The 23,722-nt window shown below is 70.3% G+C and carries 18 protein-coding genes and 2 pseudogenes; 5 read left to right on the top strand and 15 right to left on the bottom strand.

What is annotated here, in order from left to right:
* Positions 1-64: 64 nt before the first annotated feature.
* From V4Y03_RS31385 to V4Y03_RS31365, 5 genes are all read right to left on the bottom strand, one after another.
* Positions 65-472 (bottom strand): hypothetical protein, encoded by a 408-nt coding sequence (locus V4Y03_RS31385; protein ID WP_332437413.1) that lies wholly within the window; start codon positions 470-472, stop codon positions 65-67.
* On the bottom strand, positions 469-2,610 hold the full coding sequence (locus V4Y03_RS31380) for an integrase (RefSeq protein WP_332437412.1): 2,142 nt from the start codon (positions 2,608-2,610) through the stop codon (positions 469-471). The genes V4Y03_RS31385 and V4Y03_RS31380 overlap by 4 nt, the downstream gene beginning before the upstream one ends.
* The gene (locus V4Y03_RS31375; protein WP_332437411.1) at positions 2,607-4,340 is read right to left on the bottom strand and encodes a hypothetical protein; all 1,734 of its coding nucleotides are present in this window, start codon (positions 4,338-4,340) and stop codon (positions 2,607-2,609) included. Before V4Y03_RS31375 ends, V4Y03_RS31380 begins: the two co-directional genes overlap by 4 nt.
* Positions 4,337-5,233, bottom strand: coding sequence for a hypothetical protein (locus V4Y03_RS31370; protein WP_332437410.1), 897 nt, complete (start codon positions 5,231-5,233; stop codon positions 4,337-4,339). The genes V4Y03_RS31375 and V4Y03_RS31370 overlap by 4 nt, the downstream gene beginning before the upstream one ends.
* 935 nt (positions 5,234-6,168) lie before the next feature.
* Positions 6,169-7,101 (bottom strand): NUDIX hydrolase, encoded by a 933-nt coding sequence (locus tag V4Y03_RS31365; protein WP_332437409.1) that lies wholly within the window; start codon positions 7,099-7,101, stop codon positions 6,169-6,171.
* A gap of 99 nt (positions 7,102-7,200) precedes the next feature.
* Between V4Y03_RS31365 and V4Y03_RS31360 the strand changes: the two genes are divergently transcribed.
* The gene (locus V4Y03_RS31360) at positions 7,201-8,076 is read left to right on the top strand and encodes an IS5 family transposase (protein ID WP_317879112.1); all 876 of its coding nucleotides are present in this window, start codon (positions 7,201-7,203) and stop codon (positions 8,074-8,076) included.
* Positions 8,077-8,086: 10 nt separating this feature from the next.
* Here the strand turns inward: V4Y03_RS31360 and V4Y03_RS31355 are convergent, their stop codons facing one another.
* Positions 8,087-8,608: a hypothetical protein gene (locus V4Y03_RS31355; protein ID WP_332437408.1), complete on the bottom strand. Its 522-nt coding sequence runs from the start codon at positions 8,606-8,608 to the stop codon at positions 8,087-8,089.
* 81 nt (positions 8,609-8,689) lie between these two features.
* Between V4Y03_RS31355 and V4Y03_RS31350 the strand changes: the two are divergent.
* The 3 genes and pseudogenes from V4Y03_RS31350 to V4Y03_RS31340 all read left to right on the top strand — a co-directional run bounded on the left by V4Y03_RS31350 (position 8,690) and on the right by V4Y03_RS31340 (position 12,416).
* Positions 8,690-9,519, top strand: a pseudogene (locus V4Y03_RS31350) (IS5 family transposase).
* A 713-nt stretch (positions 9,520-10,232) separates the two neighbouring features.
* Positions 10,233-10,445 carry a hypothetical protein gene (locus V4Y03_RS31345; protein WP_317873812.1) on the top strand — a complete coding sequence of 71 codons (213 nt, stop codon included), beginning with the start codon at positions 10,233-10,235 and terminating at the stop codon, positions 10,443-10,445.
* Between the two features lie 78 nt (positions 10,446-10,523).
* On the top strand, positions 10,524-12,416 hold the full coding sequence (locus tag V4Y03_RS31340; RefSeq protein ID WP_332437407.1) for a pentapeptide repeat-containing protein: 1,893 nt from the start codon (positions 10,524-10,526) through the stop codon (positions 12,414-12,416).
* Between the two features lie 73 nt (positions 12,417-12,489).
* Here V4Y03_RS31340 and V4Y03_RS31335 read toward each other — a convergent pair whose 3' ends face one another.
* On the bottom strand, positions 12,490-13,287 hold the full coding sequence (locus V4Y03_RS31335; protein WP_332437406.1) for a hypothetical protein: 798 nt from the start codon (positions 13,285-13,287) through the stop codon (positions 12,490-12,492).
* Between the two features lie 35 nt (positions 13,288-13,322).
* Here V4Y03_RS31335 and V4Y03_RS31330 point away from each other — a divergent pair, with 35 nt between their 5' ends.
* Positions 13,323-13,526, top strand: coding sequence for a hypothetical protein (locus V4Y03_RS31330; RefSeq protein WP_332437405.1), 204 nt, complete (start codon positions 13,323-13,325; stop codon positions 13,524-13,526).
* A 163-nt stretch (positions 13,527-13,689) separates the two neighbouring features.
* Here the strand turns inward: V4Y03_RS31330 and V4Y03_RS31325 are convergent, their stop codons facing one another.
* The 8 genes and pseudogenes from V4Y03_RS31325 to V4Y03_RS31290 all read right to left on the bottom strand — a co-directional run bounded on the left by V4Y03_RS31325 (position 13,690) and on the right by V4Y03_RS31290 (position 23,583).
* Positions 13,690-14,019: a hypothetical protein gene (locus V4Y03_RS31325; RefSeq protein WP_332437404.1), complete on the bottom strand. Its 330-nt coding sequence runs from the start codon at positions 14,017-14,019 to the stop codon at positions 13,690-13,692.
* Complete coding sequence (gene fxlM / locus V4Y03_RS31320) at positions 14,016-16,388, bottom strand: methyltransferase, FxLD system (RefSeq protein ID WP_332437403.1); 2,373 nt, start codon at positions 16,386-16,388, stop codon at positions 14,016-14,018. The genes V4Y03_RS31325 and fxlM overlap by 4 nt, the downstream gene beginning before the upstream one ends.
* Before the next feature lie 32 nt (positions 16,389-16,420).
* Positions 16,421-17,344 (bottom strand): phosphotransferase, encoded by a 924-nt coding sequence (locus tag V4Y03_RS31315; protein ID WP_332437402.1) that lies wholly within the window; start codon positions 17,342-17,344, stop codon positions 16,421-16,423.
* 47 nt (positions 17,345-17,391) lie between these two features.
* Positions 17,392-17,544, bottom strand: a pseudogene (locus tag V4Y03_RS31310) (NUDIX domain-containing protein); the annotation flags it as partial.
* A gap of 101 nt (positions 17,545-17,645) precedes the next feature.
* The gene (locus V4Y03_RS31305; RefSeq protein ID WP_332437401.1) at positions 17,646-18,467 is read right to left on the bottom strand and encodes a class I SAM-dependent methyltransferase; all 822 of its coding nucleotides are present in this window, start codon (positions 18,465-18,467) and stop codon (positions 17,646-17,648) included.
* Between the two features lie 26 nt (positions 18,468-18,493).
* Entirely contained in the window at positions 18,494-19,753 is a 1,260-nt protein-coding gene (locus V4Y03_RS31300; protein WP_332437400.1) for a protein-L-isoaspartate O-methyltransferase, read from the bottom strand.
* A gap of 249 nt (positions 19,754-20,002) precedes the next feature.
* A complete protein-coding gene (locus V4Y03_RS31295; RefSeq protein ID WP_332437399.1) occupies positions 20,003-21,472 on the bottom strand; it encodes an NUDIX domain-containing protein in 1,470 nt (489 codons plus the stop codon).
* Between the two features lie 77 nt (positions 21,473-21,549).
* The gene (locus V4Y03_RS31290) at positions 21,550-23,583 is read right to left on the bottom strand and encodes an ATP-binding cassette domain-containing protein (protein ID WP_443079902.1); all 2,034 of its coding nucleotides are present in this window, start codon (positions 23,581-23,583) and stop codon (positions 21,550-21,552) included.
* Positions 23,584-23,722 lie beyond the last annotated feature (139 nt).

Genomic DNA, 23,722 nt, shown 5'->3' with positions numbered 1-23,722 from the left:
AGCACCCTGCGTCTGGCCTTCAGCATCGGCATTCACGATGGAGAGTGAAGAGGCGCTCTATTCTCTAATCGCCGGACGGGCGGAGCGGGATGACGTTGTCGGGGACGGGCTGGTCTTGGCCATCGGGTTGCCGGAGGATGAGAACGGCTGCCGCGAGGGCCATTTGCTCCGCTCGATGCCGGGACTGGGCCTCAGCGGCCCGGGAGTCCTTGAGAGCTCCCTTCAGGCGGACCACCTCTTTGCGAAGCCGCCTTTCGACCTCCGGCGTCTGGTGCGTTTCCGTACGCACCCGCGCGTAGAACTCCTCCTTGAGGTCGGCGTGGCGCTTTTGCAGCGCCATGCGGTGGACACCGGCCTCGGCGGCGAGCGCGACCACTGTGAGGCTGCCGTTGGAGCAGGTGGGCTGGCCGGCCAGGAGGCGGTCCATGGCCGAGCGGATGCGGGAACGCTCGTCCTCGTCTTGCTGGTTCATGCGATGGCCTCCTCGACGGACTGGGCGGCAGAGTCGTGGGCGTCGGCGAGAGCGCGGAACCGGGCGGCGGTCAGGCGAAGCCGGTCGCCCAGGGGCTGGGGCATCAGGGCTGCCCTCGCATCGAGACGATCAGCGTGCTCTCGCGCCGCCTGCGCGTGACTGTCGGTGCGGACCGCGTTGCCGCAGCCGAGCTCGCAGGCGAACTGGTTGGGTGCCGTCGCCCCGGGATCCGGGTCGCACAGGGCGGTGTCGCGCTTGAAGGCGCAGATGAGGAACGCGTCCGGGTTGTCGAAGAGTATGAGGCCGTCGCGCGCGAGGAACTTGGCGGCGGCCTTCGGGGTGGTCAAGGCGCCTTCGAAGCTGGGGATCGAGGTTGCTCCGATGAGAGCCCGTCGAGCGGCGGGACCGGAGATCTTCTCGCCGGCCGCCGCGGCGTCGCGCAGCCGCGCTGCGGTCTGCGCGGCGGCGAGAGCGGTCTCGACGTCGAGCTCCCCGTGGAACCCCCGACGACCGCGGTTGCCGTAGCCGGTGGAGGTGCGGGCGTCCAGGGCGGTGCGCATGTGTCCGTACTGGATGGCGAGGGCGACCAGACCGCCGGGGCGGCGGGCGATATGCCAAGCCAAAGTTCTGCGCAGACGGCTCAAGCCAAGGTTGCCGTGCGGGTCCTCCGGCACCATCTGGGCGGGCAGGCCCTGGGCGGTGGCCTCCTGGTTCATCCACGACACGAGATTCTCGACGCGGCGGCCCAGGCTGGCGCGCTTCAGCGCACCGTGGTGCTTGCGCTGGGAGACGACATCGTGGTGGGTGGAGCTGAACAGGAGCTCGCCCTTGGGGACGATGCGTTCCAGGACCCGGATGGCGTTGACGACGGGGGTGATCGCGACCCAGGGGACGGCCCGCTCCTCACCAGCGGAGACGTGGTGGCCGTCGGAGTCGCGGACGTTCTTGTAGTGGTGGGCTCGGATCAGATGCCGCGGCATGGAGCCGTCCTCGTGGGGTTCCGGATCGGGGCAGCAGCCGGACCGCAGCGATTGAGCCTCCTGGGGGCGCATCCCGGTCAAATACAAGATCACGATGGCGGCGGCCGTGGCCAGGTGACGCACCAGGATCGGCGTCTCCTCATAGTCCATGAACTCGCGCCAGGGCCGCCCCTCGATCCGACCCATCACCGGCACCTGCATCGGGCTGGGGCCGGGCCGCCGGGCGGCGAGCGCACGGAGCCCGCGCCGAGTAACGAATGCGTGGACCTGGTTCCAGCTGGCTCCCGTGACCGCGGCGACGTAGTGGTGGGCCAGGGTGATGCCGTGCTTTCGGCTCACGGTGGCAGGTAGGAGAGCCCCGGAAGCGAGCAGCGGCTGAAGGTAGCTTTTGACGGCCGCGAGGCCCACTCGGGTGCTCGGGGTGGCCTTCACACGGGCGTGCATGCGGCGGCGCTCGGCCCAGGCGGCCAGGATGTCGTCGGAGAAGTCCTCGACCAGGCGGATCGACCACGTCAGCAAGGGACCGATCACCGTCGGGTCCAGTGGCTCCGTTTTGTTCTCCCCGCCCGCCTCCCCCTTCGCGGCCGGCAGGTAGTCGTCGATGCCCTCGCTCTCCCAGGGCGGCTGCGTAATACCGCAGGGGCTGACGGACAGCTGGTCGAAGGCCCACAGGTCCGAGAGCCAGCGCAGAACCGTCAGGGCATGATCGCGAGTGCAGCCGCTGGTGCGCGCGGCGGCGTACGCCTTCCAATCCTCCACGGTGCAGTCGCTGAGCTGGGACACGCCTTGCCGGTCGAGCCAGCGCGCGAACTTCAACCACTGCAGGATGTTGTCGCGCATGCTGATCACGCCGTCGCGTCCCCGGTTCTGAAAGCCCCGTTCCTGCACGTAGGTGGGGCGTAGCTCGCCGTTGATCAGGACCCAGATGAGGCGCCTGAACTCGGTTCGCAGGGAGGCGGGGCACCTCTTCAAATTGATCTTGTGGACGCTGTCCCCGGGATTGTCGGTCAGCGGTCCCATCGACCAGACGTCTTCGCTGTAGGGGGAGTTGGGGTGGGTGTTGCCGGCGCTGATCCACCGGTCCAGGACCACCGGGCTCTCCAGCCCCGGGAGGGGAAGGATGTAGGGATCGGCCTCGAGGGTCAGGGCTGTCGTCACGGGGCGAGGTCTCCCTTGAGTAGGTGGTCGACGATCATTTGGTCGCGGTCGGTGATCCGGGCCAGAGCGGCGTCCCAGGTGTTCTCGTTGACCTTTATCCGCAGGTCATCGAGTCGCTGGAGATGTTCGTCCCATCGCTTGCGCCAGAGTTTCTCCGGCCAGCTGGAGCGGAGCGATATCAACTGGCGGCGTAGGAGCGCGAGACGCGGGTGGTGGCCGGTGTGGACCCGGGAGTTCTCGCAGGACAGGCAGAGTAGGAAGTCGGCGCCGCAGCCGCCGCTTGGATTTGGCCAGGGGCTGGTCTCCTCGTCCGAGCAGTCCGCGGTCGCGGTCTCCAGGTGGGTCGCGTCGGCCGCGTTCGCGAGGCGCCCCTTGAAGGTGTAGTCGCGGGCCTGTTCGAGGGCTTCCTCGGCGCCGGCCGCAATCACGTCCACAGCGGCTTGCTGGACGTTCTCGTCGGGCAGGACGTAGACGCTCTCGTGGGTGCCACGTTTGTGCTGCAGCGGCTTGCCCGTTGTGGTGACGGTGGTCCTGCGGGCGCGTTGGAAGGGCGAGCCGATCTTGTGAGAGCTCGCCCATACTCGTGCATCGGCCTTGGACACCCCGAAGCACAGCGGGCCGACGTTCCGGGGCCGGTCCAGATTGGAGTCCACGTCGGTACGACGCCGGTTGCGGGCGACCATCAGAAGGTCGTGTCCCGGTGACAGCGTGGCGGCCAAGGTTCGCCCGGGCTCCGTGGCTTCCAGGGCCTGGGTGATGAGTCGGCCCGGCGAGTCCGCACCGGAGTCGGTGTAGTTCTCCGTGTCGAACCAGCGCCCCTCGCCCGAGCGGCGCTTCTCCACCAGGACCTCGTAGGTGACCGTGGCGATCTCTCCCGCGGACGGGGTCGTGACGGGCACGTGCAGACGGTCGAAGACCGACAGATTCCAGCCGTAGCGGTCCGTCATCATCACGGCCAGGGCCGTCAGTTCCGACCGGCTCAGGAACAGCCGGCCCGTCGTCTTCCCGCGGTTCTTTCCGCGCAGCAGCCCTTCGGCTCGGGTGTAGACCTTCCCGCTTTTGTCCGGGTATCCGGGCAGTTCGCCCGTGGCGGCGATGTGTTCGAGGGTCGCCCCGATCCTCCAGTCACGGCTGTCCGGGTCCAGTGCACCCGCCCGGTAGCGGGCGAGCCACGTGGTGTTCTCCCGGATCCGCAGCAGCGCGGCCCGGAACTGCCGTTCGGCGGCCAGCAGCACCTGGTCGCGCTCCGACGGCCGGTAGGACTGCTTGGACGGCTTGCCCTTCTTCGGAACGGGGCGGGCCAGTTCCTCCGCAGCCAGGCCCTGCGACAGCCGCGGCTCGCGTTTCAACAGCGTACGTATCTTGCCCAGGGCCTCGCGCCCGCCGGGCGTGTCCTTGTGGTTGTTGCGCCAGAGCCGGAGCGTGGCGGAGGTGAGGTCGCCCAGGTCCTCGGCCGGCTGGCCCTGGTCCTTGAGGAACCGGGCGAAGACCTCGATGGATCGCCAATATGACTCACCGCTCGCGTGGCTGTTCCACCCCATGGACTGCGCGGCGAACGCTCGCGCAAGGGAGCAGCGCATCGGCTGCGGCACGGCGATCGCGGCGAAATCGAAGACGCGCTCGAAGCCTTCCTTATTCACCACGGTGGCCTGCAGTCCGTCGGCGGCTATTCGCTCGGTTGCCTGGAAGTCCGGCGGCGGCAGGACGGCTTTGCGTCCCCGCCCGCTCACGATGCCGCCGCGATGGGCAGGGCGTCGACCAGCAGCTCAATGTCCTGGATCCCGGAGGTTTCCCGGGCCAGCTGGGCGAACAGGCCGTTCAGATCCTTCGTCCGGTCCGTCTCACCGTGCTCGTCCTCGTTGTCGAAGGCGAGGATCGACTCCAGCTGCATGTGCATGACCGGGTTGAGGTAGTGCTCCTTCGTCGTTTCGACGTCCCGGTGCCCCAACAAGGTCTTCACCAGCCACCACGGGTCGCCGTAGAGCTGAGCGAAGTCGCGTCGGTCCGCCACGGTCAGCCCGTACTTCTTGTCCATGAGCTCGTTCAGCACGATCAGCATGTAGAGCGCCATGGAGTGGCGCGCGGCATGCGGGCTCGCGTACGGAGCTTTCCCCCGTACCGCAGCCGACCTCAGCGGGCGCGGGATCTCTCGCTCCTCCGGCGTCAACAGAGCTTCCTCGCACCGCTGATTGGCCTGCCAGAACACCGTGTTCCATCGGTCCGGCAACATCGGCATGCCCTGCTCGGTCAACCACAGCCACGCCGGCTCCGGCCCGTGCGCCCCCTCGACGAACAGCCACTGCCGCTCGCGCCAGTCCATCAGGCTCAACTCTCGCCGGCCTGCCACCCCGGCCCGGTCCACCCAGTGCACGACCGGAGCCCGGCCGTGCGTCACCTTCGTGACCAGACGCATCAGCGACAGCTTCTCGTAACGGCCCTCCTGCTGGGCACGCTGGATAGCCCACGTCCGCTCGGACTCGCTGTAGGCACCGAGCTGGCGCACCGACTCGACCGAGGTGTAGTACGTGCGGTCACGCTTCGACCGCGACAGCGCGCTGGCCACCTGGCCATGGCAGTAACGTCCAGACCGAAGGCGCCGGGTCGGCACCTCGAACGTCAGCATCGCCCCGGCTTCCTGCCGCCGCAGGCCCGAGCTAAGCGCCAGCCCAACGAACGAGGCGTTCCGCAGTTCGGTTCTGCCGTCCCAACCGGGCAACGGTGCCCCATCGCGGCCAAGTCCTCGCAGCCCCAGGTCCTGCCACAGACCCCAGGTCCGCGGCGTCAGCCACGACACCCGAGAGCTACGCGCACTTGCCTCACGGTCCGCGCGACGCCCCACGTCCAACGGGAGAGGACTCACCTTCGCCCATTTGTAGAGCTGGGTCAGCGCAGCTGCCTCCCGATTCCACTTCGCACCGCCGACTCGCTGCGGATTCAACGGCGAATCGACGCGCCATTCCTTGTACGCCCGCAAATCCGTGTCGGTCGCCGCCCGCCAGTGAACTCCCCCGCCGCCAAAGCCACGACAGCAGCAGCCGGATATCCGTCGCGTAATTCCGACGCGATTCTCTCTCAAGGTCGCGGAAATCGGGCCAGAGAGCGAACTGCAGCAATTCTGCGTCCACGACGAAATCAGGCCGTACAAAGACCGGATCGCCCGGGCGAAGTCCCACCGCGTCCAAGGCGGTTGGCAGGTCGCGGACCCCCAGCACCCCCTCCTTCGGCAGCGGCCCCCACCGATCCGGATCCGGCACGAACACCAGCCACCACTCGTCCATCTGCCACCCCTACGAGTCCCTTGAACTTACTCAATCATCAGGGAAGCAGGTGTGCGGGTCGTCCGGCGTGCCGAGCACCTCGTATGCGATGTCACCGCACTGGCAGTGTCCCGTGCGGCGCTCCAGTTCCAGCCCTGCCGCCGCGGCACCCGGAGCGGGCGCGGGCCGGACCGGAAGAGCTGCAGGTGGCAGAGCGGGGTCATCAGAGGCGGGCGTTGTCGTGCGGAGCAAGGGGTTCATGGGTTCCTCGGGAAGGTGGGGGAGAGCGGAAGCGGACGGACTACCGGGTGATGGGGTCGGTGAGTTCGGTGACGGGCTGGCGGGTGGCCCGGGGGAGCCCGAGTTGTCGGCGGGCCTGGTGGACCGCGGCGAGTTGGTGTGCGGTGGCCGCCCCCCAGTCGAAGAGTTCGGCGGCTTGTTCGGGAGTGGCCAGGATGCGGGTGTGGGTGTGGGTGTGGCCGGTGGCGGGGTCGGGCTGGGCGGGACCGATTTCGGTGAGTGCGGCGGCGTAGCGCAGGTATCCGCGCTGGGCGGCGGGGTCGGTGACGTGTCCCAGGAGCAGCGGGTTGATGATCCTGGCGGCTGCTTCATCTTCGGTTTCGCGGCGCAGGGTGGCTACAGCGTCGTCGTGGTCCTGCTCCTCGGGTGCGCCGCCGGGCAGGATGGCGACTGCGGTGTCGGGTTCGAGGAGGACCAGGACGCGTCCGTCCGGCGCGAACAGCCAGCCCCACACCTGCGTGACGGTGAGGTCGTGCGGGGCCGGTCCGGGGTGCCAGGTGTAGCGGTAGAACGGGCGGGCGGTCCGCAAGACGCCGAGGCGGTCCAAGACCCCGGGGGCGATGGGTTGGCCGTTCTCAAGGAGTGCCGTGCCGGCGGAGTTGATCCGGGCCCGCAGCGCGGACAGGGCGCGTCGGGCGTCGGCCGGGGAGAGCAGCTCGGGCAGCCGTGCGGGTTCGACGAACTCGACCGCGGTGATCTCGCTGGGCGGTAGACGGATTTCTCCAATCCGGTCGTCGTCCCAGACTCCGCCGTCGAAGACATGGAGGAGCTCGCCGGGGAAGCGCATGTCGGCGGGCGCGTCGATACTGTCGGCGCTGCCCCAGTCCACGGCCAGTCCGCGGTCGACGGTCATGGTGACGCCGAGTTCTTCGCGCAGTTCCCGCGCGGCGCCCTGGGCAGGGGACTCGTTCTCGTCGACGGCGCCGCCCGGCAAAGCGGGCGGGTTCGCGAATTTCTGGCCGCTCAGTCGCGCGAACCCGCGCGTTAGGCCGTGTATCGAAAGTGGATCTTGGACTGTGAATGATCACGGTTCATGGGGCGGGGAGATCTCACGGACGAGCAGTGGGCGGTGCTGGAGCCGCTGCTACCGAAGGGCACGAAGGCAGGTCGGCCGCCTGTCTGGCCCCGGCGGCAGTTGATCGACGGCATACGGTTCCGGGTCCGGACCGGTGTCCCGTGGCGGGACGTCCCCGTCGAGTACGGGCCGTGGGGCCGGGTCTATGACCTGTTCCGCCGATGGCAGCGGAACGGCACCTGGCACCGGATCCTCAGCCGACTCCAGGCCCTGGCGGAGGCGAAGGGGGCGATCACGTGGGACCTGAGCGTCGACTCCACGGTCTGCCGCGCCCACCAGCATGCGGCCGGGGCCCGCAAGCAGGGCGACCGGCAGAAGGAACCACCGGGCGGCATCTTCACCGAGCTCCCTGATCACGGGCTGGGACGCTCGCGCGGCGGGTTCACCACCAAGCTGCACCTGGCGGTTGAGCAGGGCCAGAAGCCCATGGCGATCGTGATCACGGCAGGACAGCGCGGGGACTCGCCGCAGTTCGAACCCGTGCTGGACAAGGTCCGCGTGCCCCGCATCGGACCAGGCCGGCCACGCGTCCGGCCCGATCGCGTGCGGGCCGACAAGGCGTACGCCTCCCGCAAGAACCGTGCCTACCTGCGCCGCCGCGGGATCCGCTGCACCATCCCGGACAAGGCCGACCATGCCCGCAACCGTCGGAAGCTCGGCTCTCGCGGCGGCCGACCGCCGCGCTTCGACCCGGTTGACTACCGCGAACGCCACGCGGTCGAGTGCGGGATCAACCGGCTCAAGAGACACCGCGCCGTCGCCACGCGGTACGACAAACTCGCGGTCCGCTACGAGGCGACTGTCCTCGTCGCTGCCATCAACGAGTGGCTGTGAACCTCGGCCGTCATACGGCGGGATCCACGTTCCACGTCTCCGGCAGATTGCTGCCGCAGAAGACGCAGACGAAGTCGTCCTCGCGCACGATGTTGTGTTCCTGGCAGTCGGGGCACCGCCGGAACACCACTTCGTGGGTGAAGCCGGAGGGTCGTTCGAGCCCTACGTCGTCCAGAGCACGAGCGACTTCCGACCAGGAGCCGATGTCGGGGCAATAGCCGGTGGACTGGTTGCTGATCTCGCTCACGGCCCACTGGTCGGCCTCGCGCACGAAACCGATCTCGCCGGCACTCAGAACCATGTCTCCGCCGGCACAGGCCACGTGCTCGCTCCGACGTGGCGCCAGCCGAAGCGCACCGTCCGTGCCGACCACGAAGGTGAACGGCTCGGCCAGCTCCGCCGCCGATCGCCCAGCGATCCAATCGCCGAATTCAGCTGTCGAGCTGATCCGGCACCCGCCGCTGCCAGGCCGGACGGCATCCTCCAGATCGACCGGTCCGACGTATCGATAACTCCGCCCCCGCGCACTCACATCAGCCAACCTAGAGCACTTCCGACACACGCCCTAGGCGGTGTCTTCAAATGATCACCGCTGGTGGATCATGGTTGCGTGATACGTCGTCATGAGCTGTCTGATGCCGAGTGGGAGTTCGTCCGGCCGTTGCTTCCCGTGTCGTTGCGGGGGCGGAAGCGGCTGGACGATCGCAGGGTGTTGAACGGGATCGTGTGGAAGTTCCGGACCGGGACGGCCTGGCGGGATGTGCCCGAGTGTTATGGGCCGTGGGCCACGCTCCACACGCGTTTTCGCAGGTGGGCGGCGGACGGGACGTTCGACCGGATGCTGCGGGCCGCGCAGGCGAAGGCGGACGCGGCGGGCGACATCGAGTGGCTGGTGTCGGTGGACTCCACGGTCGTCCGCGCCCATCAGCACGCGGCCGGGGCCCGAAAAAGGGGCTCCGCGACCCGGCCCTCGGCCGGTCCCGAGGCGGCCTGACCAGCAAGATCCACCTGGCCTGCGACGGGCGGGGCCGTCCGCTCGGCTTCGTCGTCACGGGCGGCAACACCAACGACTGCACCCGGTTCACCGCGGTGATGGAGGCGATCCGGGTGCCCCGGATCGGTCCGGGACGGCCCCGGGTCCGGCCCGATCACGTGCTGGGAGACAAGGGCTACAGCTCGAAGGCGATCCGTGCCTGGCTCCGCCGCCGCGGGATCCCGCACACGATTCCCGAGCGGGCCGACCAGGTCCGCAACCGGGCCCGGCGAGGCAGCCGCGGAGGCCGCCCGCCGGCCTTCGACCGCGAGGCATACAAGCACCGCAACGTCGTGGAACGCTGCTTCAACCGCCTGAAGCAGTGGCGGGGCATCGCCACCCGATACGACAAGACCGCCCAGTCCTACGAAGCAGCTGTCACCCTCGCCTCACTCCTGATGTGGGCGTGACATTTGACGACAGGGCCTAGTCGGCAGCAGGGCGCTCTGCACCGACGAGTTCAGAGACACCCGCCTGTCATCCGGCCTTGGGGAGTATCGCTGTGGCGGGTAGCGGTTGGGTGTTCAGTTTGCTGAACGGCCCGTACGGAGCCGTGTGAGGCTGGCAGGCTGTGGCGGGTGAGGGGTGACTGGCTGGGGAAGTTCCGGCGGGAGCGGCGGGTGCTGGCGCGGGTGCGGCGGGCCACGTGGCGGTTGGATCAGGCGGAGCAGGAACGGCTCTGGGCGCTTGTTGCGGCGCGGGCCGAGGGTGTGTCGGTGCGGAAGGCCGCGGAGGCGGCGGGTCTGTCGCCGACCCGGGTGCATCAGCTCACCCGGGATGCTGCGGTGGATGTGCTGGATGCCGAACTGGGGGAACTGCGGGCGGCGGGCTGGCCCGCCGGAGGACCTGGATGCCGGTGACGACACGGAGCTGGTGGGGCGGGCGGCTGTGGCGGGGCGACTGGTGGACGAGGCCGGCTGGATCCTCCAGTGCGCGCAGTGGGTCGAGCCCCTTCAACAGGAGAGCTTCCCGCCGGTGGTGAACCTGCGGCCCGAAGCCGATTTTCCCGACCGACACGCGGTGGTCGTGGATCTGGCGAGGGTGGCGGCCGTGCTGCGGCGTGTCGCGTTCGACGTCGAAGAACTGGCCCGCGCCCGCGCGGTCGAGGACCTTGATGCGGCGCGTGTCCGGGACGAGCCGAGCGGAGCGGCGCCGGCGACTGGCCGAGCCGGACCTCGGTTACGCCGAGTTCTGCGCCCGGACCGGCACGCCCGCGCAGTCCATCCGCCAGGGCGCGGATGCCTGGACCGCCTACCAGGCCGAGCGCCACCGCCGCGGCGAGACAGACGAGAACCCGTACACCGCCTACAACCCGTTCCGCCCTGGGCGCGACTGACCCCGCACCTCCGTCCCGCCCCGCTGCTATCTGCTCGGGCAGCAACCCGGCACTCTTCCCTCCTGGAGCCGTCACCCCATGAGTACCCCGCCCGCACCGTCCTGGCTGCACTGCGCCCACGGCGCCCACCCCACCGATCCAGTCGGCTGCCGCGGCATCTGGGTCCCTGGTCACACCACCTGCCTCGCCCACCTGACCGACACCGCCCGCGACACCTACCTGGCCGGCCTGGCCCCCGGCGCTGACATCGACCACCGCGGCACCCCCTTCACCGAAGATCTCCTCAACCGCCTCCTCGACGCCGTCCGCGACCCCACCACCGCATACCCCCACCTCGGCGACGCCTGGTTTGACGGGGCGCAGTTCTCCGGCGCCGCAGGGTTCAACGGGGCGCAGTTCTCCGGCGCCGCAGGGTTCAACGGGGCGCAGTTCTCCGGCGCCGCAGGGTTCAACGGCGCGCAGTTCTCCGGCGCCGCAGGGTTCGACGGCGCGCAGTTCTCCGGCGACATCTGGTTCGGCAGGGCGCGGTTCTCCGGCCACGCCAGGTTCGGCGGGGCGCGGTTCTCCGGCGACGCCGGATTCAGCTCGGCGCAGTTCTCCGACGACGCCTGGTTCGGCAGGGCGCGGTTCTCCGGCGATGCTTGGTTCGGCGGGGCGCGGTTCTCCGGCGACGCCGTGTTCAAGCGGGCGCAGTTCTCGGGCGACGCCGGGTTTATAGCGGCGCGGTTCTCCGGCGACGCCGAGTTCAGCGAGGTGCAGTTCTCCGGCGACGCCAAGTTCAGAAGGACCCAGTTCTCCGGCGACGTCTGGTTCAGCGACGCGCAGTTCTTGGTGGCTTCCTGGTGGGGGCCGGTGGTGTGCGGGGGGACCGTGGATTTGTCGGGAGCGATGTTCGGGGCGCCGGTGACGCTGGAGGTAGCGGCGAGGCAGGTGCGGTGTACGCGTGCCCGTTGGCAGTCGACCGCAGCCGTCCGGGTTCGCCATGCTTCCGTGGATCTTGGGCATGCGGTGCTGGAGGCCCCGCTCGCCGTCACCGCTCACCCCACCCCGTTCACCACCGCAGGTGGCACGGTTGCGGATGAGAGCACGCTGTCGGGCAGCGGGGCGGTGCGGGTGGTGTCGGTGCAGGGCGTGGACGCCGCGCATCTGGTCCTGACCGACACCGACCTGTCCGACTGCCTGTTCTCCGGGGCTTTCCACCTCGACCAGCTCCGACTGGAGGGCCGCACCGCCCTAGCTTTCACCCCCACCGGCTGGCACCGCAAGGGCTTATCCCCGGTCCGCTGGACCCGTCGGCGCACGCTGGCAGAGGAGCAGCACTGGCGGGCGCAGACCGCTGGACAGTCCTCTGCCCCCGCCGGCACCCCGCCCGAGCCCCGCCGGTGGCGCACCGGCCCGCACCACCCCGACCCCGCCCGGACCCCCGACCCCGACGACATCGCTTCCCTGTACCGGCAGCTCCGCAAGGCGTTCGAGGACGGCAAGAACGAACCCGGCGCCGCCGACTTCTACTACGGCGAGTGCGAGATGCGCCGCCACGACCGCACCGGCACCCCGAAAGCCGAACGCCGCCTGCTATGGGCCTACTGGCTGCTCTCCGGCTACGGTCTGCGTGCCGGCCGCGCCCTGGGCTGGCTCGCCGCCGCCATGCTCGCCACCATCGTGCTGCTGATGGCCTTCGGCCTGCCGATGTCGTCCCCGAAACAGGAAGCCACCGGCACCGTCCCGGTGGGCGGCGGCACCGTCACCTTCATCATCGACAAGCAGGACGTGAAGAACCCCACCGGGGACAGGTTCACCAGTAAACGCTTCGACAAAGCCCTGAATGTCACGCTCAACTCCGTGGTCTTCCGCTCCAGCGGCCAGGACCTCACCACCACCGGCACCTACATCGAGATGACCTCCCGCATCCTCGAACCCGCCCTCCTCGCCCTCGCCGTCCTCGCCATCCGTGGACGCATCAAACGCTGATCACCCGACCCGAGAGTGTTCAGCAAACTGAACACCCAACCGCTATCCACCGAGCCGATACTCCCCAAGGTCGTCATCGAGGGATGGTGCCGCCGCGGTGGGGGTGGGCCGTGTGGATGTATTTCATGGCAGTGGTGATGGAGATTCCGAAGACACGGACGAGGTGGACGGGATCTTCGGTCTCGCGGGCCTCGTCCAGGATCCTGTCGGCGCGAACTGCGCGCAGAGTCAGACCAGCGGGATCGAAGCGCCTGGAGACGTAGTCCGCAGAGATCGGATCGGTCGAGTTGGCCGTCTGTTGAGTGACCAGAAGGTGTGAGTTGACGGTGCGTGGCCAACGCTGATGGCGGTAGCGGAGCCAGGCGTGCAGTAGGGCGGCTGTGGTGTCGTCGAGGTGGACGACGTGACGGCCGTGGGGGCGGCGGATCAGAAGTTGCCGTCGGGTAAGCAGCACGTCGGAGAGGACGAGGTTGCGCAGGTCAGTGCCGCTGGTTGCGTGGAGGGCGACCAGGGCGAGAACTAGGCGGGTAGCAGGGTTGGAGCTGGTCTCCAAGAGCCCGGCCAGCCGGTCGGTGGCCAGGGTTGTGGGCAGCAGTTCCTGACGGGTGATGCGGAGGCCACGGGTGGGGTCGACGAAGACGAGCTTGGCGTGTTTTAGGGCTCGAAAGAGCGACCGGGCCGCCACTGCGCGCTCGTGGGCGCGTGGGCCTTTGACCGCAGTGACAGCGGCCGTGACGTCGGCCTCCGTCACCTGGCGCAAGGTGGTGTAGCGGGTGGTCCAGTCGGTGAGTGGCTTGGCCAGGTAGATGAGGTAGCGGCGCAGGGTGGCGTAGTCGGTGACGCGGTGGTGGGGCCTGCTAGCGCCACGCAAGACCCCGACCCACGTGCCGATTTCATCGCTGATTCGTGGAGGAGGGCGGCGATGGTGCGCTGGACGAAAGCCTCATCGCCGCTGCGCCGCGGCGACGAGGTGACGAGCTGTCCACGTTGATCCAGGAAGGCGACAAGCCCGCGAATGCGTCCCAGGCTGCCGAGCACGCGGTGCAACGCCTGAAGATCGTCCTCGCGGAAGACGGTGTCGGCGCCCAGCCAGGTGGCGGCCACTCGTAGAACCCGAGCACTGGACTCGTGGACTGACCGGTTCCAGCGGTTCTCGGTGGTGTACTGGGCGAAGTCCGCCAGCAGGGACTTCACCGGCGGCAGCGGGGCCGGCAGCACGGCTCCAGCCAGCGGGCGCCAGTCCCGCTCAACATCGAAGATCGTCGCCTGACCTTCAAGTACGGCTGGCGGACTGAGCTCCGGGCGATCCGCGAAGATCGCGACGGCTCGCGCTGTCGTTCGCCAAGGACGGTCCGGCGAACCGTAGTTGTCGCCAAGTAGAGCGTCCGCCGGCCTTGTCCTTCGTGGTGGAGACGACTCGCAGCCAGCAGTCCCCGGCCCGGCGTCCCAGGGTGCGGCCCTGCCACCCCCACACCTCCGGGCCCGACGCGGACACCTGGAACTGCCGGGCGGCTGCCGCGTGCACGCGCCGCATCCGGTCCTTCTCGTCGCGCTCCGCCGGAGCGACGAACACCGCGTCCCGAACCGGCTGCTCCACGGTCACGCCCCCTCCGTCACGACGCCGGCCACAGGGTGCTCGCCGGGCCGGGGCAGCACCAGGTCACGCCCCGGCCACCGGAACACCAAGCGGCTGGTCTCCTTGTCGAGGACATCACCAGCAGGCAGCAGGTCGTCAGGAGTGCCGGCCGGGTGGACCGTCAGGACGGGTTCGGCATGCTCATCGTTGTCCTCGGCGCGCACATGGCGGTCCCAGGCCCGGACCGTGGCCGCCAGCCGCTCGGCGAGTTCAGGTCCCTGCTCGCCGAAGGCATGGGCGACCCACTCCCACTCCTTGTGCTCCGGACTGTCGCCGTACTTGGTCTGGACGTGGATCAGGTAGGCGAGCGAGGCGTCGCCGACGATCGCGGGGGCGTCGCGGTCCTTCGCGATGCCGGTCACGCCCTCGTCCGGTTCCCTGTGGGAAGCCAGGCGGCAGAAGCCGGACAGGGTGGTGGCCGCGTACAGCTGCAGGGAGCCGAAGTAGGAGTTCGCCCCCATCGTGATGCCGGTGGCGACCTCGTGCCGCGGTCCGCGCAGCGCCTCCTCCAGGCCCGCCGTCTGGGCTGCGGTGCCGTGTTCGAAGCGGAGCGTCAGCCCCCCGTCGAGAAGAGGGACGACCGGGATGGCGCGAGCCTGCTGCCCCTGGTCGCGGACGAAGCCGCAGTAGGTGAAGTGGGCGGCGTGCAGCACCTGCCCGCGCCGCTCGAAGGTGACCGCCCGGGTGTAGCCGCCCATCTCCAGCGGCAGGACCAGACGCCCGCCCTCGGCCAGTTGCTCCCGCCAGGCCGGGGCAACGTCCCAGCAGTTGTAGGTGATCACGCTGCCGTCGAAGCCGCCGCGCGGCACGAGAAGGGCGGGCGCGCCGAGGGCCGCGTCCGTCTCGACGGCCGTGACGCGGCCGCTGCCGGCCTCCGTGAGGAACCGGCGCGTACGGCGCACCACCCACGGGTCGATGTCGACGGTGACCACCCGCCCGCCGGATCCGGCAACGTGGGCGATCAGCTCGGCGTTGTAGCCCCCGGACCCCGCCTCGAACACGACCGCGCCCGGCTTCAACCGCAGGTGCTCGATCATGTCTGCCTGCAACCAGGCCGCGGACACCGAGCTGATCACCGCCCCGGCCTCGTCGCGGCGGGTGATGAAAGCCCGGTCGCCGCCTTCGTACGCGTCCGCGAGGTTCACCTCCGGCGCGAAACGATGCCGGGGCACGGCCCGCAGCGCCTCCTGGACCCGCTGGGACGGGGCCCAGCCGCCGTCGATGACGGTCTGGGCCATCGCCGCGCGCAGCCGGCCGGCCTCGGTCGGTTCCCCCGGCATGGTCGGCTGATCGGAGGCGATGGAGTAGGACACGACGGACGGCAGGCCGGGAATGACGCCGGGCCACACGGCATCGAGCGCGAGCGCGGCCGGGACGAACACGTCCCCGACGCGGGCGAGGGCGTGGAGGTCGAAGAACTCCCAGCGGTCGAACAACTGTGGTTCTGGGTTGGTGAGTCTGCCCGTCCACGCGGTGACGCGGACGACGGCCGTGAGCCGCGGGACCCCGTGGCTGTCGTCGGCCAGCATCGTCACCACGTGCGCGTCGGCCGGATCGGCGACCAGCCCGGTCTCCTCGGCGAGTTCACGGACCGCTGCGGCGGCGAAGTCCTCCGGGCCCGTCGGTTTGCCGCCGGGCAGCTCGAGCATGCCGCGCCGGGAGCGGCCCAGCAGGACCCGGCCGGCGTCGTCGGTGACGACGGCAAGCGCTCCGGTCAGGGCGTGGCCGGTGGTCGGCCGCTTCTCGACGGCCCGAGTGTCCAGGTGGCACGGCCCGCGCATGACCAGGAAGGCCAGACCGTCCGCGTCCAGCCGCTCCACCGTCGCCCAGCCCGCACCGAGCAGCGTGATCTCATCCTCGTCCAGGGCGATCCCGCGCCGCTCCTCCGGCGTGCTCTCGACGATCGGGGTGATGACGACGAGCGCGCCGCCGTCGCGCAACCGCCCGCGCAGCCCGTGAACGGTCCGGCCGCGGTCCCTCACGAACGGGTACACCAGCCGCAGCGTGATCAGGTCGTACCCCTCCTCGTGCAGCGGGGCCGGGTCATCGCGCTCGATGTCGAGCTGCAGCCAGCGCACGCCCTCGATGCCGGCGTACTCCTCGCGGGCCCGGGCGATCGCGCTGTCCGCGAAGTCGAGGGCGTCCACGGTGTAACCCACCCTGGCCAGGTGGACGGCCAGCTCTCCCGTCCCGCAGCCCACATCGAGGGCCCGGCCCCCGCCCTCGGGGACCGGGGCGTGCTCGGCAAGAAGTTGCTGTTCGCGCTCACCGAGCTGCCGCCACCCCTTCCCCTCGCCGTAGTGCTGCTCCCACTCGTCGCGGGCTGTGTACGTCAACGTGCTGCTCCTCGTGGTGGACGGGGCGGTGGTCAGGGGCGTGAGGTGGTGCGCAGCCGGGCCAGGGTGCGCAGGCCGCGCTCCACCAGCTCGGGATCACCGTGGGCGGTGCCGTAGGAGATGCCGGAGACGGCATCGAGGAAGGACAAGACCGTCAGCTGGGCCTCTTCCTCCGGAGTGAAGAGGCGGCCGTAGCCGTCCATCACGGCCTGGAAGAGGTCGGGCCGGCCGTGCCAGGCGTCGGAGAGCCGTACGAAGTCCCGCACGGCCGGGCCGTCTTCCGACCGCTCGAAGTCGATTACGTAGAGGGCGTCAGCGGTCTCGTCCCATCGCAGATTGCGGAGCTGGAAGTCGGCGTGTGTGGGCACCGTCTTCAAAGGGGCCAGGCCGGCAGCCCTCTCGGCGGTGGCGCGGATGAACTTCTCGTCGCTGGGCGCGAGGTGGGGCAGGGCGCCCGCGAGGTGGCGCTCCAGCTTCCCCAGAGGCAGGCTGTCGGCGGCCGGCCGGGGCGGGGCGCTGTGGTGGATGGCCGCCGCGAGTTGCCCGATGCGGTGGAAGATCCGGCACTGCTGCTCGGGCGGGTGGACGGTACCGTGCAGGGTTCGGCCGCCCACCGCAGTGAGCACGACGGCCCGCAGCGTGGGGTCGGCGGCCACCAGCCGGGGTGCGGCCGCCCCGAGGCCGGGGACCCAGCTGCGGAGGGCGGCCACTTCACGTTGGTGGAAGCGGTCGTTCTGGTGGGTCTTGATGTACCACTCGCCGCCCTCGGCACCGTCCACCCGCCACACACGGCTCTCCCCCCGGTCCTGGAAGTGCACGGCCATCCGCGCGCCGGCCCGGTAGGCATCCAACCCGGCCCGGCAGTACGCCACCATCGGATCAGGTAGGGCATCGAAGGAGAACCAGCCCATGGCGTCGCACACATGGTGTTCCATGACCGCCGGGTGCCGTCCCACCGCTTCACCTCGAAGAACACTCCCATCCGGGCGCCGTCGGCGGGGGATCGGTGGTGCACGGTGACGGCCGCCCGGACGTCTGCCGGGTCGACGACGGCACCGGACTCCTCCCGGGTCTCGCGCACCAGGGCGGTGACCATGTCCTCCCACGGGCCGTCCAAGTGCCCCGACACGAGATGCCAGCAGCCCGGCGCGTACACATTTCCGGCCCGCCGGGACAGCAGCACCTCAGGGCCCGCCGGGCCGTCGCGCACGGCGATTAGGTGGACGTCGAGCGGTTCGGTGTGCCGCTGGGTGTCGCTCACGCGTCACCGCCGGGGCGGCGCGCGAGCAGCACGGTGAACACTGCGTCCTCCTTCAGGACGCCGCCGCGGGCATGCTCCTGGAGCAGCCGGAGAGCGGCGGCCTCGAACGCGGAGTGACGGCCGGCGAACAGGGCGGGGCGGGCGAAGCTGGTGGTGCGCAGATATCCGAGGACGTCCTCGGACTTCCATGTGCGGGCGACGGGGAAGGCATGCTCGGTCACCTCGCTGAACGCCGAGTCGGCGAGGTCGTCCTCGTAGGAGCGGCCCGGCCCGGCGTACGTGCCACGGGTGCCAGCGCGCCGGTCTTCGCCGAGGTAGCTCTGGATCAGCTCCCGCAGGGCGGCCGTCCAGTCGGCCTGGTGGGTCCAGAGGCTGCCGTCACCCATGATCGCCACGACGGCGTGCGGTGCGGCCACCCGGCCGGCCATGGACAGGACCTGCGGGCGGGACATCCAGTGGAAGGACCGGGAGCAGGTGATCAGAGTGGGCGCCCGGCCGGGCGCGGCGGGGGTGAAGGTGTGGGCGGCGCCGGTGAAGACGTCGACCGTGCACACGCTGTTGACCGGTTCGAGTGCGGCGCGGGCCGCCTCCAGCATCGACTCGTTCACGTCGACCAGGTCGATGTGCACCAGCCGGTGCAGGACGGGCAGCAGCGCGCGCGGTACCTGGCCAGTACCGGTCCCCAGGTCCAACAGGACGGGGTCGGGCACGCCGTGCTGAGTGGCGGCCAGGAGACGGACCGCGGCGTCCGGAAGGCCGGGACGATAGCGGGCGTAGTCGGCGGCCTCGGGCCCGAACAGGGCATCGTCCGAAACCACCGCAGAGGCCGGTTGGTCGGGGCGTGTCATCGCGAATCTCCAGTCTCGCCAGGAACGGGGGGAAGCTGCCAGGTCAGGGCGCCGTTCAGGCTCGTGGCCCGCTGGATGCCGTCGGTGTCGAAGTGGAGGCGGTAGACGTCCGGTTCACCGGCCGCCCGCCACCGGCCGGCGACATCCTGGATCTCCGCCCAGATGTCCCGGGGGCCACAGGTCGTCACGTCCCACCGGCGGTAGCCGGCCTCGTTCACGCGCATCCACGACCGGCACTCGGGCGCGCCGATCGTCAGGTCCTCGGCACCGAAGTGGCGCACCAAGCCCGGGTGCAGGTGGTCCAGAGCCAGCCACATGCCGCGCGCCGTGTCCGCTGGCGGCGCGAGCCGGCTGCGCTGAGTCCACCCGTCGGCCGCGGCGATCGTCGCCCGGAACCGGGCGGACAGGAACAGCCGGTCGAAGCCGGCACCGGCGCGGTGCCCGAACTCGACCGCCCGCAGCTCCGCCTCCACGGTCCTGTCCGGCAGCCTGCGGATCACGGCCAGGCCCGGCCACGACGGCGACGACGTGCCGAGCGTCATCAGCGCGAGCCCGCCCGGCGTCAGCTGCGCCACCAGGGCCTTCGGCACACGGCGGACGGCGAAGGAGACGAAGATCCGGTCGTACGCACCCTCGTCGGCCCACCCGGCGGTGCCGTCCCCGGTCACCGCGGCCGGTCGGAAGCCCAGGGCATACAGACGATCGCGGGCGGCCGCGGTGACGTGCGGGTCGATGTCGAGGGTGACGACACCCGCGTCGCCGCACACGAAGCACTCAACCGCCGCAGTCACCCCGGCGCCGGTCCCGACGTCCAGCACACGCTGCCCGGGCCGCAGGTCCAGCTGCTGGAGCAGGCTGGCGGTCAGGCCCATCGTGCTCGACATCGCGGTCATCACGCCCCCACGGCGCGGTTCGGCAGCACGCCCGAGGACCGGCTCGCCGCCGTGCTGGATCGCGACACTGTCCCCGCTGTGCAGCCGCTCCAGCAGCTCGTTCCGGTCACCCGGACGGGACCAGTCCAGCAGATCCCAGCGCGACGGCATCTCGTCCGGGGTGCTGCGCCGCACGTACGCCTGGGGCATCAGGATCTGGCGCGGCAGCGCGAGCAGGGCCTCCCGCACCGGTCCGGGGCCGAGCTCTCCGCTCTCCTCAAGCCGGGCGACCATCGCCACCCGGCCGGCCACAGCCGCGGATGTGTCGCGGGCGGACTGCGGCGGAAGGAAGGGCACGGTGGGCGCGGCGGAGTCCGTCACCACGGTGCACTCCAAGGGAGCGGAGGCTGCGGCAGCGGGGTTGGCCCCGAGTTCGGCATCTTGTTCACGTGGCATCGCCTCCGAGCGAGTGATCGTGGGCGTCGTCCGTACGTACCAGGTGGCGGAAGGGGTCTCAGTGCAGGACGGCACGCAGTACCTCCCTCGGCTCCGCCAGGCGCTCCCGCAGCACGTGCGTGGGCGTGGCCTGGGCCCGCTGGCCGGGTCCGCTACCGGCGGGTGTGCTCACCCTGCTCACCAGCCCAGCTGGGAATAGAGGTGGCCTTCGGAGATCGCGGTGATGGCCGTGCGGGTGTATGAGACGAGGCGGTCCGGGAGCTCGTGCCGCGGCCACCACCGCCAGGTCAGACACTTGTCGGGCTCGCGAACCTCAGGGGTGCCCTCCCACCGGCGAGCCCGGAAGACGAGCTGCATCAGGGGCAGGCTGCCCGGAGTGTCGACGACGTGCACGATGTGCACTAGCTCCACGTCCGCGGGGTCGATGACCAGCCCCGCTTCCTCCCACGCCTCGCGGACCAGGCATGAGAGCGCGGACTCCTGCTCGCACCGCCCGGCGAGGTAGTGCCAGGTGTCGCCCGCGTACTTCGACTTGGGGTGACGCAGGCCGAGAAGCACCCGGCCTTCGGCGTCTTCGAGGTGGAGGTGGACGCCGACGCCGTTCAACACCACCCTGCTACCCCCGTCCCAGACGGGAGGAGCCACGGCCGGCTCGCTGCCCGGGGGATTCTCGGCCGCGTGCCGACGAATCAGGTTCCGGGTGGCCGGGCTCAGGCGCAGCCGGTCCAGTTCGTCGACCGCGAACCAGCGTAGAAGCACACCTTCGTGCAGCGCGAGTCGGTCGGGGTTGCCGCGCCACCGGCCGGCGAAGACCTGGAGCGGGACGCTGAGGCCGTCGACGCTGGTGGCGGACTCCACGGTGTAGGGCTTCAAGTCCTCGAGGCGGAGGTCGGGCACCTCCTCGGACAGCTCCCGCAGCAGGGTGTCCTCAAGGCTCTGGTCGTCGTGCGTGCGGCCGCCGCCGAGAAGGGCGAACGCCCCCGACTGCCAGATGACGCCGGGCTTGTGGTCACGCAGATGAAGCAGGTACCGACCGGTCCCGTCCTGGATCAGCGCGGAAGCGTTCACCGGCGCCGGCCTGCCGTCCAGCCGTGCCGCGAGGAGTTTCGCGCGCAGCGTCGGCGAGGTGACTTCCGGCTGCGGGAGCCACTGGGCACCGGACACCTCCTCGTCCTGCAGCACGATCGTCGGCGGCTCCTCGCCGGCGAGGTAGAAGGCGTAGCGGAAGTCGTAGTGGCGGTGAGCCGGTTCCCCCTTGGACGGGCTGGCGTCAATGTCGTGGACGTCGATGTCGATCGGAGAGCCGAGCAGCTGCCGGGTCAGGCACAGGGCGCCCTTCGCGATCCCGGTCTCCTCCGCCGCCTCGCGCAGCGCCGCGGCGAGCAGGGTGCGGTTCTCGGGCTCGATGTGGCCACCCGGGGTGAGCATGAGACCGCCGGTGGCCCGGTGCCGGATGTGCAGGACCCGGCCCTGCCGGTCGATGATGACGGCGCTGCATGTGACGTGCCCGGGCTGCGTCGTCCGGGCGGTCGCGTCGACAGGCCGGTCCAGTGCGGCGAGGAGCTCGGCCAGGGCGTCACGCTCGCCGGGGTGTCGGCCGAGGTACGCCTCGACGGTCCTGCGGATCGCGGTGGAGCTGGGGGACATGGTCGTCGTCTCGCCTTCGAAGTCGTGGGGGCGGGGTGGCGGGCAGGCTGAGGGAAAAAGGGGGGCGCTCGGGTGGGTCAGCTCGCCGTCTCGTGGCCGGACGGATGGGCGCCGCGGGGGCCGGGAACGCCGTCGGGTGCCGCCGCGATCCCGTACTGCGCGGCCTGGGCGGTGAACATCCCCTGGTACAGGCCGCCCGTGCGGGCCATCAGGTCCTCGTGGGTGCCGTCCTCGACGACGCTGCCCTGATCGAGGACGTAGATGTGGTCGGCGTGCATGGTCGCGGCGAGCCGGTGGGTGACGAGCACGACCGCGTGCCCCTCCTCGGCCAGGGACCACAGCCCCTTGAACGCGGCGATCTCCGCATGGGGATCGAGGGCGCTGGTCGGCTCGTCGACCAGCAGGAACGGCGCCTGGCGGTATCTTGTTCGAGCTGTCCCCAGCTTCTGCCACTGGCCTCCCGAGAGCTGGACACCGCGCTCGTAGCCCTTGAACACGATCGAGTCCCAGCCGTGCGGCAGGCCCTCGACCAGTTCGAGCACGTCCACCTCGTCGGCGGCCTTGCGGACGCGGTCCATGTCGCGGGGGCGGTCGCCGGCACCGATGGCCACGTTCGCGGCCGCCGTCATCTCCCATCGCGGGAAGTCCTGTGCCAGCAGTCCGACTTCGGCGAAGATCTGGGCGCGGTCGGCTTCACGCAGCTCGACCTGCTCGCCCGACTCGCCCAGCCACCACACGTCTCCCTCGGAGGGGAGCAGCAGTCCGGCCAGCACCTTCGTGAGGGTGGTCTTCCCCGAGCCGTTCGCGCCCACCAGGGCCGTCACCTTCCCCCGCGGCACGCGCACGCTCACGCCCTGCAGGGAAGGACCGTCGGCGCCCGGATAGGTGAAGGAGACCGCCTCCGTCCTCACCTCCCGCACAGATGCGGGCAGCGGGGCACCGGTGAGCGGAATCGCGTTCTCGCCTGCCACCTTGATGGCGTCCTCGGTGTCGGTGAGGAACAGCAGTTCCTCGTACAGCCGGTTGACCTGCTGCACCAGCGACGTGAGCCGCGCTGTCGAGGTCCGGATGGCGATCACCGCGGTCCCGCCGACGGCGAGCGGCAGGCCACCGGTCGACAGCAGCCACCACAGCAGCCCGTAGCAGGCCAGCGACGCCACACCGGCGAACGCTCCCGCGACCAGGTCCGTCGATGCCTGCGCCCGGGCGAGGCGCCGCTGCTCCGTCTCCGTCTGCCGTGACATCTCCTCGTAGCTGGACAGCAGCTTCGCGCCGGCGGCGTGCACGCGGAGCTCACCGGCGGCGTGCGGGCGGGTCAGATAGGCGAGCAGGGACGCGATCGCCCTGCGGTGGTCGACCCAGTTCATCCGGGAGAGGTAGTCACGGCGCGCGCTGCGGACCGCGCCCCACCCCTTGGGCAGGGCGATCGCCAGCAACATCGGCAACAACGCCCAGTGCAGCGACGCGAGCACAGCCGCGGCCGCCGCCATGCCGATCACCACATTGCCGACCCCGACCGACAGCCGCAGCATGCTGCGGGCCGAGTCCGTGCCGAACTTCCCCGCCTCCAGGACCCGCTGGACCTCAGGCCGCTCGGTCGCCTCCACCTCCACACCGGTGACGGCCGTGTAGTAACGGGCGGAGACCGCCCGCTCCACCTGCGGCTCCAGCCGGCCCGACATCGCCGTGGACCACGCCGACAGCACGGCGCCGGCCACCGCCGCGACCGCCAGCACTACCAGGGACGGCAGGGCGTCGCGGAGCTTGTCCACGGTCGGACCGTCGGCGAACAACTGCGCCAGGGCGCCGTTGACCGCCACCAGGCCCAACGCGGCCGTCACGCCCTGCCCGATCTCGGCCGCAACGACCCCCATCAGCGCGCGCCGGTCCGCCTTCCAGCCGGTGCGCAGCACCATGCCCACCATGTGCGGCAGCGCGGCCGCCATGTGCCCGAACTTCAGCCGGGTCAGCGCGCCTTCGTGCCGGATGTAGGACTGGTCGTAGCGCAGCCGGCCCCCGTACAGCTCCCGCTCGGCGTCCGAGATGTTGTCCGTGGCTTCGGCCTTCGGTCCGCTCGCGCTCTTGTCGCTGCCTGATTCGACTGACGGCAATGCGTTCCCCCCTCGTGGACGTGGTGGTGGCGTCGGTGTGTTCAACGACGCCGCATGATTTCGAGCATCTGTTCCTTTCGGACGCGTTGTGTGCCCTGTGATTCAGCGGTTTTCCGAGGGTGCGCAGTGCACCGACCCT

Origin of the sequence: Streptomyces sp. P9-A4, assembly GCF_036634195.1 — a bacterium.
Taxonomy (GTDB): Bacteria; Actinomycetota; Actinomycetes; order Streptomycetales; family Streptomycetaceae; genus Streptomyces.
This window is presented reverse-complemented; position numbering and strand designations above follow the sequence as displayed.

Excerpts from the sequence above, each read along its gene's own strand:
- V4Y03_RS31370 (WP_332437410.1), bottom strand. The coding sequence starts at position 5,233 with ATGCTGACGTTCGAGGTGCCGACCCGGCGCCTTCGGTCTGGACGTTAC.
- V4Y03_RS31295 (WP_332437399.1), bottom strand. The coding sequence starts at position 21,472 with ATGTCCCCCAGCTCCACCGCGATCCGCAGGACCGTCGAGGCGTACCTC.
- V4Y03_RS31385 (WP_332437413.1), bottom strand. The coding sequence starts at position 472 with ATGAACCAGCAAGACGAGGACGAGCGTTCCCGCATCCGCTCGGCCATG.
- V4Y03_RS31340 (WP_332437407.1), top strand. The coding sequence starts at position 10,524 with ATGAGTACCCCGCCCGCACCGTCCTGGCTGCACTGCGCCCACGGCGCC.
- V4Y03_RS31360 (WP_317879112.1), top strand. The coding sequence starts at position 7,201 with ATGGGGCGGGGAGATCTCACGGACGAGCAGTGGGCGGTGCTGGAGCCG.